The organism is Rhodospira trueperi (genome assembly GCF_900101965.1).
Classification (GTDB): Bacteria; Pseudomonadota; Alphaproteobacteria; order Rhodospirillales; family Rhodospirillaceae; genus Rhodospira; species Rhodospira trueperi.
On the sequence record NZ_FNAP01000009.1, the window covers coordinates 117,532 to 130,196 of the forward strand.

The 12,665-nt window shown below is 66.9% G+C and carries 10 protein-coding genes; 6 read left to right on the forward strand and 4 right to left on the reverse strand.

Annotation, left to right across the window (positions count from 1 at the left end; translation table 11 throughout):
- Positions 1-35: 35 nt before the first annotated feature.
- The 3 genes from BLS85_RS12670 (at position 36) to BLS85_RS12680 (ending at position 2,876) form a co-directional block, all read left to right on the forward strand.
- Positions 36-461 carry a bactofilin family protein gene (locus tag BLS85_RS12670; protein ID WP_092786851.1) on the forward strand — a complete coding sequence of 142 codons (426 nt, stop codon included), beginning with the start codon at positions 36-38 and terminating at the stop codon, positions 459-461.
- A 180-nt stretch (positions 462-641) separates the two neighbouring features.
- A complete protein-coding gene (locus tag BLS85_RS12675; protein ID WP_092786853.1) occupies positions 642-1,595 on the forward strand; it encodes an acetyl-CoA carboxylase carboxyltransferase subunit alpha in 954 nt (317 codons plus the stop codon).
- Between the two features lie 96 nt (positions 1,596-1,691).
- The gene (locus tag BLS85_RS12680; RefSeq protein ID WP_092786855.1) at positions 1,692-2,876 is read left to right on the forward strand and encodes a M20 aminoacylase family protein; all 1,185 of its coding nucleotides are present in this window, start codon (positions 1,692-1,694) and stop codon (positions 2,874-2,876) included.
- Positions 2,877-2,974: 98 nt separating this feature from the next.
- Here BLS85_RS12680 and BLS85_RS18750 read toward each other — a convergent pair whose 3' ends face one another.
- The 3 genes from BLS85_RS18750 to dnaK all read right to left on the reverse strand — a co-directional run bounded on the left by BLS85_RS18750 (position 2,975) and on the right by dnaK (position 6,409).
- A complete protein-coding gene (locus BLS85_RS18750; protein WP_143027178.1) occupies positions 2,975-3,172 on the reverse strand; it encodes a hypothetical protein in 198 nt (65 codons plus the stop codon).
- A 26-nt stretch (positions 3,173-3,198) separates the two neighbouring features.
- A complete protein-coding gene (dnaJ, locus tag BLS85_RS12685) occupies positions 3,199-4,341 on the reverse strand; it encodes a molecular chaperone DnaJ (RefSeq protein ID WP_092786857.1) in 1,143 nt (380 codons plus the stop codon).
- A gap of 136 nt (positions 4,342-4,477) precedes the next feature.
- Positions 4,478-6,409: a molecular chaperone DnaK gene (gene dnaK / locus BLS85_RS12690; protein WP_092786958.1), complete on the reverse strand. Its 1,932-nt coding sequence runs from the start codon at positions 6,407-6,409 to the stop codon at positions 4,478-4,480.
- Between the two features lie 323 nt (positions 6,410-6,732).
- On the opposite strand from dnaK, the gene BLS85_RS12695 reads away from it, so the two are divergent.
- The 3 genes from BLS85_RS12695 (at position 6,733) to BLS85_RS12705 (ending at position 10,272) form a co-directional block, all read left to right on the forward strand.
- Positions 6,733-7,314: a hypothetical protein gene (locus tag BLS85_RS12695; protein WP_092786859.1), complete on the forward strand. Its 582-nt coding sequence runs from the start codon at positions 6,733-6,735 to the stop codon at positions 7,312-7,314.
- A gap of 181 nt (positions 7,315-7,495) precedes the next feature.
- Positions 7,496-8,182: a hypothetical protein gene (locus tag BLS85_RS12700; RefSeq protein ID WP_092786861.1), complete on the forward strand. Its 687-nt coding sequence runs from the start codon at positions 7,496-7,498 to the stop codon at positions 8,180-8,182.
- Between the two features lie 239 nt (positions 8,183-8,421).
- Positions 8,422-10,272: an adenylate/guanylate cyclase domain-containing protein gene (locus BLS85_RS12705; RefSeq protein WP_092786863.1), complete on the forward strand. Its 1,851-nt coding sequence runs from the start codon at positions 8,422-8,424 to the stop codon at positions 10,270-10,272.
- Positions 10,273-10,662: 390 nt separating this feature from the next.
- Here the strand turns inward: BLS85_RS12705 and BLS85_RS12710 are convergent, their stop codons facing one another.
- On the reverse strand, positions 10,663-12,573 hold the full coding sequence (locus BLS85_RS12710) for a polysaccharide biosynthesis protein (protein ID WP_245699219.1): 1,911 nt from the start codon (positions 12,571-12,573) through the stop codon (positions 10,663-10,665).
- Between the last annotated feature and the right edge of the window lie 92 nt (positions 12,574-12,665).

Here is a 12,665-nt window from a genome sequence, read left to right on the forward strand (position 1 = left end):
TAGACTTCGGTGATCGGAGTTTGGCGGGGCCACTTATGAACAAGTCAGTATTCGCCGCCGACCTGCATGTGAGCGGGGAGGTAACCAGCAAGGGCGATCTTGATATCTTCGGTCACGTCGAGGGCTCCCTTGACGTGCGCGAGCTTGTCATCGCACGGAACGCAAGTATCTCGGGGCAGATCACGGCCTCGTCCACGACGATCGCCGGCCGGGTCGAGGGACATCTGGACAGCGATCACGTCGCGATTGAAGGCTCCGGCGGGATGGACGGCGACGTGTCCTACCGGACTCTTTCCATGGTGGTGGGGGGCGCCCTGAACGCGCGATGTACGCCCCGTGAGGGCAGTGTGTCGGCGGCCCGGGTTGAGCCGACCCCGAAACCCGGACGGGCGCGCAGCTCCCGCCTGAGCGGGGCGGTCGCTCCGACAACAGCCCGACAACCGGTCGGCGCCTCCGCGTGATCGCCCGAGCCTTCCCCGGGTCTCGAAATCCCGTTTCAACCATGCTAGAGACACCCGACGTTGACCGGGCCCCGGTCGGCGTCGCCCATCGTCGTCGCACCTCAAAGGCACCGGCAGCCCAACGCGGATCGTCCCTCCAGGGTTCTGCGATCCGGATGCCTTCCACCCACGGACCCACCCATGCGATTCCTCGATTTCGAACGTCCCATCGCCGAGCTTGAAGGCAAGATCGCCGAGTTGCGCCACCTGGGTGACGCCGACGGCATGAACATCGTCGAGGAGGTCGCCCGCCTTCAGCAAAAGGTCGAACGCCAGCTTCACGCGACCTACGCCAAGCTGACTCCGTGGCAGAAGACCCACGTGGCCCGTCACCCCGACCGACCGCACTGCCGCCACTACATCGACCGCCTGATCGACGACTTCACCCCCCTGGCGGGCGACCGCGCCTTCGCCGAGGATCAGGCCATCGTCGGCGGCCTGGGTCGGTTCCGTGGTCAGGCCGTGGTGGTCATCGGTCAGGAAAAGGGCCACGACACCGAAACCCGGGTGAAGCACAACTTCGGCATGCCCCGCCCGGAGGGCTACCGCAAGGCCCAGCGCCTCATGCGGCTGGCCGAGCGATTCGGCCTGCCCATCATATCCCTGGTGGACACGGCGGGCGCGTTTCCCGGCAAGGGCGCCGAGGAACGCGGACAGGCCGAGGCCATCGCCCGGGGGACCGAGACTTGCCTGGACGTTCGCGTGCCCCTGTTGGCCTGTGTCATCGGCGAGGGCGGCTCAGGCGGAGCCATCGCCCTGGCCGCCGGCAACGTGGTGCTGATGCTGGAACACGCCATCTATTCCGTGATCTCGCCGGAGGGCTGCGCCTCGATCCTGTGGCGCAGCGGCGACAAGGCCCAGGACGCCGCCGACGCGCTGAAGCTGACGGCGCAGGACCTGGAATCGCTCGGGGTCATCGAGGAGATCGTCAAGGAACCCCTGGGCGGCGCCCACCGCGACCCGGAAAACGCCATGGACACCGTCGGCGATGCCCTGGAGCGACACCTCTCCGACCTGCTGCCGCTGTCCGGCGACGAGGTGCGCGCCCGTCGCCGCGCCCGCTTTCTAGCCATCGGCCGTCAGGGCATGACCTGACGCGAGAGCGGCGGCGCCCTTCCGGGTGCGGCTCGACGGCCCCATGTCTAGTCTCCGAACTCCCCCTGAACGGGCTTTGCCCTCGGAAGGTGAACAATGACCCATACCGGCCCCCTCAACCGCGTGGAGGCCCTCCGCCCCCAGATGCAGGACTGGCGGCGCGATTTCCACGCCCATCCCGAAATCGCCTACGAAGAGGTCCGCACCAGCCGGATCGTCGCCGAGGCCTTGACCGGCTGGGGCCTTGAGGTCGAGACCGGGCTGGCGAAGACCGGCGTTGTCGGCACCGTCCGGGGCAGCCGACCGGGTTCGCGGGCCATCGCCCTGCGCGCCGACATGGACGCCCTGCCCATGACCGAGGAGAACACCTTCGAGCACCGCTCGCGGCACGAAGGACGCATGCACGGCTGCGGTCATGACGGACACACCGCCATGCTGCTGGGCGCCGCCAAGGTGTTGGCCGACGCGCCCGACTTCGCCGGGACCGTCCACCTGATCTTTCAGCCGGCGGAGGAAGGCGGGGCCGGCGCCATGCGGATGATCGAGGACGGCCTGTTCGAGCGCTTCCCGGTGGAGTCCGTCTGGAGCCTGCACAACTGGCCGGGCCTGGAGGCCGGCCGCTTCAATACCTGTCCCGGCCCCATCCTGGCGGCCACGGACATGTTCAAGATCACCCTGAAAGGGAAAGGCGGTCACGGCGCCATGCCGCATCTGGCCACCGATGTCACCGTCGCCGCCGCCGCCCTGGTCAGCGCGCTTCAGAGCATCGTTTCGCGCTCCCTCGATCCGGTGGACTCGGGCGTCATCTCGGTGACCACCATGCACGGGGGCGAGGCCTTCAACGTGCTGCCGTCCACCATCACCTTGGGCGGAACCACCCGCGCCCTGACCGAGCCGGTGCGCGACACGATCGAAGAGCGCATGGGCGAGATGGTTCATCACATCGCCGCCGCCTACGGCGTGACGGGCGACCTCAAGTACGAGCGTTGCTATCCGCCCACGGTCAACAGCCCGGCCGAAACCGCGCTCGCGGTGGAGGTCATGCGGTCCATCGTCGGTTCGGAGAACGTGGAGCCCAACTGCCGCCCGACCCTGGGCGGCGAGGACTTCGCCTTCATGCTTCAGAAAAAACCGGGCTGCTATGTCCGGTTGGGCGGTGGCGGCGGCGCGAACTCGTGCGGCCTGCACAATCCGGGGTACGACTTCAACGACGATGTCCTGACCCTGGGCGCCACGTACTGGGTCCGGCTGGTCGAACGCCTGCTGGGCGGCGACCGTTAGAGCCAATCCCGAGCGATCCGCAACGGATCGCGACGACGATTTGCTTGATGATCAGAAAATCAGAGCGCGTTGAGTGAGCCAAACTCACGCAACGCGCCTTAATACGTGATGGAACAATCGGCCTCGCCCGCGAAGATGGCGAAGCGAACCGCGTCCTCCCGCGAGCGGAACAGCCATGTGTCGGCACACAGGCCGCACGCCTCGCCGCCCAACCGCGCCGCTTCGTCCTTCACGCTCTGGGGCACGCCGTCCATGTGCCGAACGGAGACTCTCACCGACTGTGCTGCCCTGCGCATGTCTGTCCTGGCTCCTTGAAGCTGAATCAGTCCGTGAGATCCTCGAAGAACTCCTTGACCTTCTTGAAGAACCCGTGGCTTTCCGGGCTGGTGGAATCGTCACCCGCCGCCTTGGCGAATTCCTCCAGCAGGTCCTTCTGCCGCTTGCTCAGGTTCATGGGCGTCTCGACAACGGCCTGAATGAACATGTCGCCGCGCGCCGAGGAACGCAGCACGCTCATGCCCTTGCCGCGCAGGCGGAACTGGTTGCCGGTCTGGGTGCCGGCGGGGATGGTCACCTTGGCGCGGCTGCCGTCGATGGCCGGCACCTCGATGGAACCGCCCAGCGCCGCCGTGGTCATGGGAATGGGCACGCGGCACTGAATGTTGGCGCCGTCGCGCTGGAACAGACGGTGCGGCGCCACCGACAGGAAGATGTAGAGGTCTCCGGGCGGCCCACCGCGCAGGCCCGCTTCGCCCTCCCCGGCCAGTCGAATGCGGGTGCCGTCCTCGACGCCGGCGGGAATGGTAACCTCCAGCATCTTGTCCTTGCGCACCCGCCCGGCGCCGCCACAAGCCGTACACGGGTCGCTGATGGTTTTGCCCTGGCCGTGACAGGTGGGACAGGTCCGCTCGACGGTGAAAAAGCCCTGCTGGGCGCGCACCCGCCCCGCTCCGCCGCAGGTGCCGCAGGTCTTGGGCTGGGTGCCGGGCTTGGCCCCGGAGCCATCGCAGGTCTCGCAGGTCACGGACGTGGGCACATGGACGCTGGCCTTCTTGCCGGCGAAGGCCTCTTCCAGCGTGACTTCCATGTTGTAGCGCAGGTCGGCGCCGCGCGTGTTGGCGCGACCACCGCCGCCGCGCCGGCCACCGCCCATGAACTCGCCGAACATCTCCTCGAAGATGTCGGAGAAACCGCCGGCGCCGCCGAATCCCTGGAACCCACCCGCGCCGGGGCCACCGCCCTCGAACGCGGCATGACCGAAGCGGTCGTAAGCGGCCCGCTTCTGGTCGTCCTTCAGAACCTCATAGGCCTCATTGAGTTCCTTGAACTTCTGTTCTGCGTCCTTGTCATCCGGGTTGCGATCCGGATGGTATTGCATGGCCAGCTTGCGATAGGCCTTTTTCATCTCGTCGGCGCTGGCCGACTTCCCGACGCCGAGAACGTCGTAATAGTCCCGCTTGCTCATTCCGTCTGACCCTTCCGGCGGCGATGGCATCGTACCCGACCGATGGCCGGGCTTCGTCCTTCTCGATCACGCGAACGGGCCGCCACCGGATCAGCGCTGTTCCGATGACGGCCCGGTTCGACGGAGCAGGCCGGGCCTACTGGGTCTTCTTGTTGGGGTCGTCCACTTCCTCGAAGTCGGCATCGACGACCCCGTCATCGGCCTTGCCGGCGTCGCCACCAGCGGCGTCCCCGGCGGCGGCGCCCTCGGCGCCCGCGGCCTCCTGCTGGGCCTTATACATGGCCTCGCCGAGCTTCATGGAGGACTGGGCCAGCGCCTCGGTCTTGGCCTTGATGTCCTCCAGGTTATCGCCCTGCATGGCCTCGCGCAGCGCGGCCACATCGCCCTCGATCTTGGCCTTGTCCTCGGCCGGAACGCCCTCGCCATGCTCGGAGAGGGTCTTCTCCGTGGTATGGATGAGTCCGTCGGCCTGGTTCTGGGCATCGACCAGTTCGCGGCGCTTCTTGTCGGCCTCGGCGTTCTGCTCGGCCTCCTTGACCATGCGTTCGATGTCCTCGTCGGACAGCCCGCCGGATGCCTGGATGCGGATGGTCTGTTCCTTGCCGGTCGCCTTGTCCTTGGCCGAGACGTTGACGATGCCGTTCGGGTCGATGTCGAACGTCACCTCGATCTGCGGCACGCCGCGCGGCGCCGGCGGTATGCCCACCAAATCGAACTGGCCGAGCATCTTGTTGTCGGCGGCCATTTCGCGCTCGCCCTGGAAGACGCGGATCGTGACCGCGTTCTGATTGTCCTCGGCGGTCGAGAAGACCTGGCTCTTGCGGGTCGGGATGGTGGTGTTGCGGTCGATCAGGCGGGTGAACACGCCGCCCAGGGTCTCGATGCCCAGCGACAGCGGGGTGACGTCGAGCAGCAGCACGTCCTTAACGTCGCCCTTCAGCACGCCGCCCTGGATGGCGGCGCCGATGGCCACCACCTCGTCCGGGTTGACACCCTTGTGCGGCTCGCGGCCGAAGAAGTCCTTCACCACCTGCTGGACCTTGGGCATGCGGGTCATGCCGCCCACCAGGATGACCTCGTCGATCTCGCTGGCCTTCAGCCCGGCGTCGGCCAGCGCCTTCTTGCAGGGTTCGACGGTGCGCTGCACCAGATCGTCCACCAGGGCTTCCAGCTTGGCGCGGGTCAGCTTGATGTTCAGGTGCTTCGGTCCGCTCTGATCGGCGGTGATAAACGGCAGGTTCACCTCGGTCTGCATCGACGAGGACAGTTCGATCTTGGCCTTCTCGGCGGCCTCCTTGAGGCGCTGCAGCGCCAGCCGGTCCTGGCGCAGGTCGATGCCCTGCTCCTTCTTGAACTCGGCCGCGAGGTATTCGATGACGCGGGCGTCGAAGTCCTCGCCGCCCAGGAAGGTGTCGCCGTTGGTGGACTTCACCTCGAACACGCCGTCGCCGATCTCCAGCACCGACACGTCGAAGGTGCCGCCGCCCAGGTCGTAGACCGCGATGGTGCCGGTGTGCTTCTTGTCCAGGCCATAGGCCAGCGCGGCCGCCGTCGGCTCGTTGATGATGCGCAGCACCTCAAGGCCGGCGATCTTGCCGGCGTCCTTGGTGGCCTGACGCTGGCTGTCGTTGAAGTAGGCCGGGACGGTGATGACGGCCTGCGTGACCGGCTCGCCCAGATGCGCCTCTGCGGTTTCCTTCATTTTGCCCAGGATGAACGCGGAGACCTGGCTGGGGGCGTAGCTCTCGCCCTGAGCCTCGACCCACGCATCGCCGTTATCCCCCTTGACGATCTTGTAGGGAACCAGCCCCTTATCCTTTTCGACCGTCGGGTCGCTGTGGCGGCGCCCGATCAGGCGCTTGATGGCGAACAACGTGTTTTCGGGGTTGGTCACCGCCTGACGCTTCGCGGGCTGGCCGACCAGACGCTCGCCGTTGTCCGAGAACGCGACCATCGAGGGCGTCGTGCGTGCGCCCTCGGCGTTCTCGATCACACGGGCATCCTTGCCGTCCATCACCGCGACACAGGAGTTGGTTGTCCCCAGGTCGATCCCGATCACCTTGCTCATCGTTTCAGTCTCCATGTTGGCGAAGCACGGCGGCCCCATCAGGCACCGCTGCGTTTCCCGGAGGGAATGGGAGGTTCGATCATGCGGCCCGTTCGCGCGGGCGTGCTCGAATTGGGCGCTATATAGGAGCCGGCTCGCCGCCCCGCAACAGAAACCCGAGCCGGATCGGGACGGCGCTTCGCGGAACAGACGACTTGACGCCACGGGATTGGCGAAAGACCCTGTGGGTCGCTCGGCGTCCACCGGGCGGACACGCCGCCCCGTCCCTTCATCGGGCGCGCGCCCCAAAAAAGGAACCATACAATCAAAAGGGAGATCCGGACATGACCCGCCCTGTTTCCGCCTTGGTCGTCGCCGCCGCCGTCGCGGCCTTCACCCTGGCTCAACCGGACACCGCCCGGGCCGACGAGGTCGAGGAGTCCATTCAGGCCGCGCTGGAGGCCTATCAGGCCGGCGATGTCGCCATGGCCAAGGAGGAACTGGACTTCGCCAGCCAGCTTCTGTCGCAGATGAAGGCCGCCGGTCTGGCCGACTTCCTGCCGGCGCCGCTGCCGGGCTGGCAACGCGAGGACGCCGAGACCCAGGCCATGGGCGCCGCCATGATGGGCGGGGGCCTGTCGGCGAGCGCGGTCTATACCAGCGGCGACAAGCGACTGAACATCGAAATGCTGGCCGACAACCCCATGGTCACGGCGATGGCCGGCATGTTCGGCAACACCGCCGCCATGGGGGCGATGGGCACGGTGCGTCGCATCAACCGCCAGAAGGTCGTGATCACCAATGATGGCGAGCTTCAGACGTTGGTCAATAACCGCATCCTCATTCAAATGAACGGCAGCGCACCGACCGAGGATATGGAGGCGTACTTCGCGGAAATCGATATCGAGGGCCTGAACGACTTCTGAGCCCGATCACGCGGCGGCGCGTCGCGCCCCTGAAGCATCAGCGCGCGACGCGCCACGAATGGTAACCGGCCCCGAACCACGGGTCTTAGAACTGGCGGCGAAACAGCGTTGGCGGTATTGTCGTTGGCGTGGGTGGCCGGAGACCGATTCTGGTCCCGGTCACGGCGACTTGGAGCCGGGCATGCCCCGTCGCACGCCGATCACCATATTCGTGTCCTCGCCCGGTGACGTCGCGGCCGAGCGGCGACGCTGTATCCTGGTCGCCAATCGGTTGAACCAGGAGTTCGCCCGTTACTTCGAGATCCGCACGGTGCTCTGGGAAACCGAGCCCATGCTGGCGAGCGGGCATTTCCAGGACATCATCGAACCGGAACCGGGCGACAACGACATCGTCGTGGTCATCCTGTGGTCTCGTTTGGGCACCCCCCTGCCCATTCGCACCCATCGGCGCGAATATCGCGGCATGGACGGACGCGCGCCGGTCACCGGGACGGAATGGGAGATCGAGAACGCCATTCAGGCCCACTGGGCCAGCAATGGAAAGCGCCCCGACCTTCTGGTCTATCGCAACCTGAGCGAAGCGCGCGCCATGGGGCGGGACGGGCAGGCCCTGCGCGACGCCGCCGTCCAGCTCGACGCGCTGGAAACCTTCTGGAACCGGCACTTCCGGGATGCGGACAGCAGTGGCTACCGGTTGGAGTTCAACACCTACACCTCGTCCGAGGGGTTCGAGGAGCAACTGGAATCGCATCTGCGGGCGCGGCTCAAGACGCGCCTGCGGTCGCTGGACCCCGCGACTGGGGAGGGGCGGACGCGCGAGCGTCTCTTGGTACCAGGGGTCCCCCTTCGTGGGGCTGCGGGCCTTTGATGTCGAGCACGCGCCGGTCTTTTTCGGCCGCTGGAAGGCGCGGACGGAGGTCATCGGTCTTTCGGGATGATACGGAAACCGGATGATTGGTTTGATGTGTCGACGATCAAGTGTAGGGCATGTGATCGACGGCCCCCGCCACCCTTCGGCTTGGCGGCGGCGTTCCTTCGGCCAGCCGCCCTTTAGGTGCGAAGATTGTGCCGGAAACCATATGACGCGGCTTTCTGGATGGAGGGGGCATGTCCGACCAACCCGAGGATCCGCAAGCATGGCACGCGCGGATCAAGGACTTGAGCCGGCGCGGCGATTTCCTGCGCGCCCATGACATGGCGCGGCGCGCCTGCGAGCTCTTTCCGCAAGACCATGCCCTGCGCCATGCCATGCTGTTGTCCCTGGCCCGCACCGGTGCCAGCGAACGCGTCATCGACCAGTGGACACAGTTCTATGGGGGCACCGCAACGGACCTTGAGGACCTGTGGCGGGACCGGCCCGCGCTGGCGATCGATCTGATGGCGGTGCGCGGCCGGGCGTTCAAGGATCTGGCCATCGGGGGACGCCCCGCCGACCGGCCACACTATGCCGTTCAGGCCGCAGAGGCCTACGGCGCCATTCTCGTCCGGGCGCTGCGGGAGGGACACCGCGACCTCGCCGGCTATCCGGGAATCAACGCGGCCACCATGTGGCTGCTGGCGGGCCAGCCGGATACGGCGCAGGATCTGGCGGCGCATCTTCTGGCCGAGGCGTGGCCGGGTGACGACGACTTTTATGCGTGCGCCACCATCGCCGAGGCCCAATTGCTGCTCGGCCGGCCGGACGCGTGCGCGACGTGGCTGGACCAAGGGATGACGTTCAGGCCGGACCTGCCGTCGCAGGCGACCACGCGGCGGCAACTCCGCCTGATCTGCGGCCTCATGGGCCATGACCCCACCGTTCTCGACAGGCTGGGCGTCCCCGACGTGGCGATGTACGCTGGCAAGATGTTCTGCCGTCTTGACGGACCAGATGGACCGGCGGCGGAAGAGGCGCGTCTGCGGGCCGACGTTCGGGACATTCTGGAACGGGAACGGATCGGCGCGGTCTTCGGCAGCCTCGCCTGCGGCGCGGACATTGTCGTTGCCGAGGTCGCGCTGGAACTCGGCGCGGACCTCACCGTGGTCCTGCCAACACCGGAAGCCCGGTTCCTGGAAACGTCGGTGTCATGGGCCGGGACCGCGTGGGAAGACAGGTTCCGTGCCTGCCTCGACCGCGCCGTTGAGGTCATCGTCACCTCTCGCGTGGAGGAGGACGACGATCCCGTGTTGTTTCGGCGGGCCGGTGAAATCGCCATGGGGCTGGCGCTCGGTCAGGCCGACCGGCTGGATTCGCGCGCCCACATGATTGCCCTCTGGGACGGCGTGGAGTCGTCCGGCCCGGCGGGCACCGCCGCCGACATGCGGCGCTGGCGCGCCTACACCGGGCAGGACCCTCATGTGCTGCGGCTCGGCACGGTGATCCGACCGGACAGCTTCCGGCCCGCGCCGCCCCGTTCGGATCCCGGGACGGCGGCCGAGACGCGGCGGATCGAGGCGGCCGTTCTGTTCGCCGACTTGCGGGCCTACAGCCGCTATTCCGAGGCCCAGTACTCGGCCTTTCATATGGTCGTGGCCCCGGTGCTGGCGGAGGCCGTGGGGGCGGCCTTGGCGGATGAGGCGATCTACCTCAACACCTGGGGTGACGGAATCGTGGCGGCCGCCGCCGATGCCGACCGAATCGTCGCCTGCGCCCTGGCGATGCTGGAACGATTGTCAGAGATCGACGCCGATTCGCTTGGTCTCCCGCCGTTGCGCATGCGGATCGGCGCGCATAGCGGGCTTGTGACGACGATTTTCGACCGGATGATCGGCCGTTCGACCATTATCGGGGCCGACGTCACGCTCGCGGCACGTCTGGAACCCATCACACCCCCGGGAGAGGTCTATGTGACCCGCGATCTGGCCGCGATCCTGCGTCTGCGTCACGGCGCCCGCTACGGCTGTGAATACGTCGGGCTGGTGCCGCTGGCCAAGCAGCATGGCACGGTCCCGATCCATCACGTCACGGACCTGCGCTGAAGCGTTTCGTGACCCACGGATGCGCGCCACACCGCGCCACCCTGGAACAATTACAAAAAAGTCATGCGCCGGAAATCACACCGTCATGGTCGGGTATGTATGGTCACATCATCAGGAGCGGCCAAGACGGTCGGGCTTGAACCTCGCGGCAGCGAGGATACCTCGAAATTCAGCCATAACCCCCTCCACGGTCGGACCCTTCAGCAAGGTTCGTCCAAACATCCAGAGCAAGACCCCGCGAACCCGCGCTTCAGCCACGCGACGTTCGCAGATCCACGAAACCACGCCCGCCACGCTCCCCCGTGGCGGGCGTTTCGGTTTTTCCTGGTCTACAAAGAAACAACGAGGTGTCGGGCGGCGGGCAAGGCCGAGCTCCCGCGGCGCAACGCCCTATGTCCCGGTGTATTCGGGAACCAGATCGCGCAGGCGCTCCAGCGCCGCCCGCGCGTCGCCATCCCGGCAGGCCGCCTCAAGCGCGTCCATGAGGGCGGCCACCCGGGCATGGTCCTGTCGGCGTGGATCGGCGATCAGAACGCCCTCGCGTTCGGTCGGCAACGGCCGTTCGGCGCCGTGGAAGATCTCCTCGAACAGCTTCTCGCCCGGGCGCGGCTGTGTGTAGACGATGTCGATGTCCTGATCGGGCCGCAGACCAGCCAACCGGATCATCTGTCGCGCCAGATCAGCAATTCGCACCGGCTCGCCCATGTCGAGCACGAAAATCCGCCCCCGATAGTTGTCGGCCGCCGTGCCCAGGGCGGCGGCCTGAAACACCAACTCCACGGCCTCTCGGATGGTCATGAAGTAGCGCGTCATCTTCGGATCGGTGACGGTCAGCGGCCCGCCCCGGGCAAGCTGACGCTGGAACAGCGGCACGACCGAGCCGGTCGAGCCCAGGACATTCCCGAACCGAACGGTGATGAACCGGGTCCGGCGCGGCCGGTCTTGGTCGAGAATGTCCAGCGCCTGACAGTAGCTTTCGGCGGCGCGCTTGCCGGCACCCATGATATTGGTCGGATTGACGGCCTTGTCGGTGGAAATCATGACCAGGGTCGCCACGCCATGGGCGCGGCAGGCATCCGCCACATGGCGGCTGCCGACGGCATTGGTCCAGATCCCCTCGACCGGGTTCATCTCGACCATCGGAACATGCTTCAGGGCGGCGGCGTGAAAGACCACGTCGGGCCGTGCGGCGGCCATGACCGCGTCAAGCCGGCCGCGCTCCCGCACCGAGCCGAGCGCGGCGACACGCGGCAGGTCCGGCTGCTGTTCCGCGACTTCCAGGTCGATGGCATACAAGGCGAACTCGCTGCTGTCGAACAGGGTCAGCGAGGCCGGCCCCAGGGCCGCCACCTGACGCGCCAACTCGGCGCCGATGGAGCCCCCTGCCCCGGTCACCAGCACGCGCCGCCCGGCGATCAGCGCGGCGATGGCCTCCCGGTCCAGGACGGCCTGTGGGCGCCCGAGCAGGTCTTCGACGGACACCGGCCGCACGTCCAGGCGGTCGGCGGTGCCGTCGCGCAGATCGGTGGGACGCGGCAGACGGGCCAGCGTCAGGCCCAACCGGTCGCAGGTATCCAGCAGGCGCTTGACTTCTTCGCCGGCAAAAGCCTCGTCCGTCAGCACCAGTTTCATCGGCCGCAGGTTGCGGCCGGACAGCGTGCCGACCGCGTCTTCCACATCGTCCACGGTGGACAGGATTTCGACCCCATGGATGTGGCGGCCGACCCGGCTCTTCTTGCGGGTGACGATGCCAACGACACGATAGCTGGCGCCCGGTTGGCGGTGCAGGGAGCGCAAAAACTGCTCGGCGGCGTCGCCGGCGCCCACCAGCAGGATCGGAATGGCGTTCGGATCTCGCCGGGCCTCGAAATGGAAGTCCAGCCGGCGGTCCTTGAAAATCCGGTAGACGAACCGGGGGCCGCCCAGCAGGGCCATCAAGACAAACCAATTGATCAGGAAGGCGCTGCGCGGCAGGTCCTCCAACCGGCCTGTCAGGAACATCGCCGGCACGAACAGCAGGATGGTCAGCGTCACGGCCTTGGTGATGGCCACCAGGTCGCGCATGGAGGCGTACCGCCAGATGCCCTTGTACATGGGCTGATACAGGAACACCGCCGCCGCCATCAGCGTGAAGACGACGGTGCCGGTCATCACGGTCTGAGACGCCACATGCTCGGCCCAGGACCCTCCCACCCTAAGATACAGGGACAGCAGAAACGACAGGCCCGACATCACCACGTCGTGGACGTAGGCGATGCGGGCACGCGGCGAGGTGCTGAGGAAGTCAGGCAGCAGGCGCACGGTGGGGTTTCCGTGGGATCGGGCATAAGCCCTGGGCGGAGCGAGACCCCGACGAATAGGACATCCCGCCCCCTCAGGCCAAGAAAAACCCG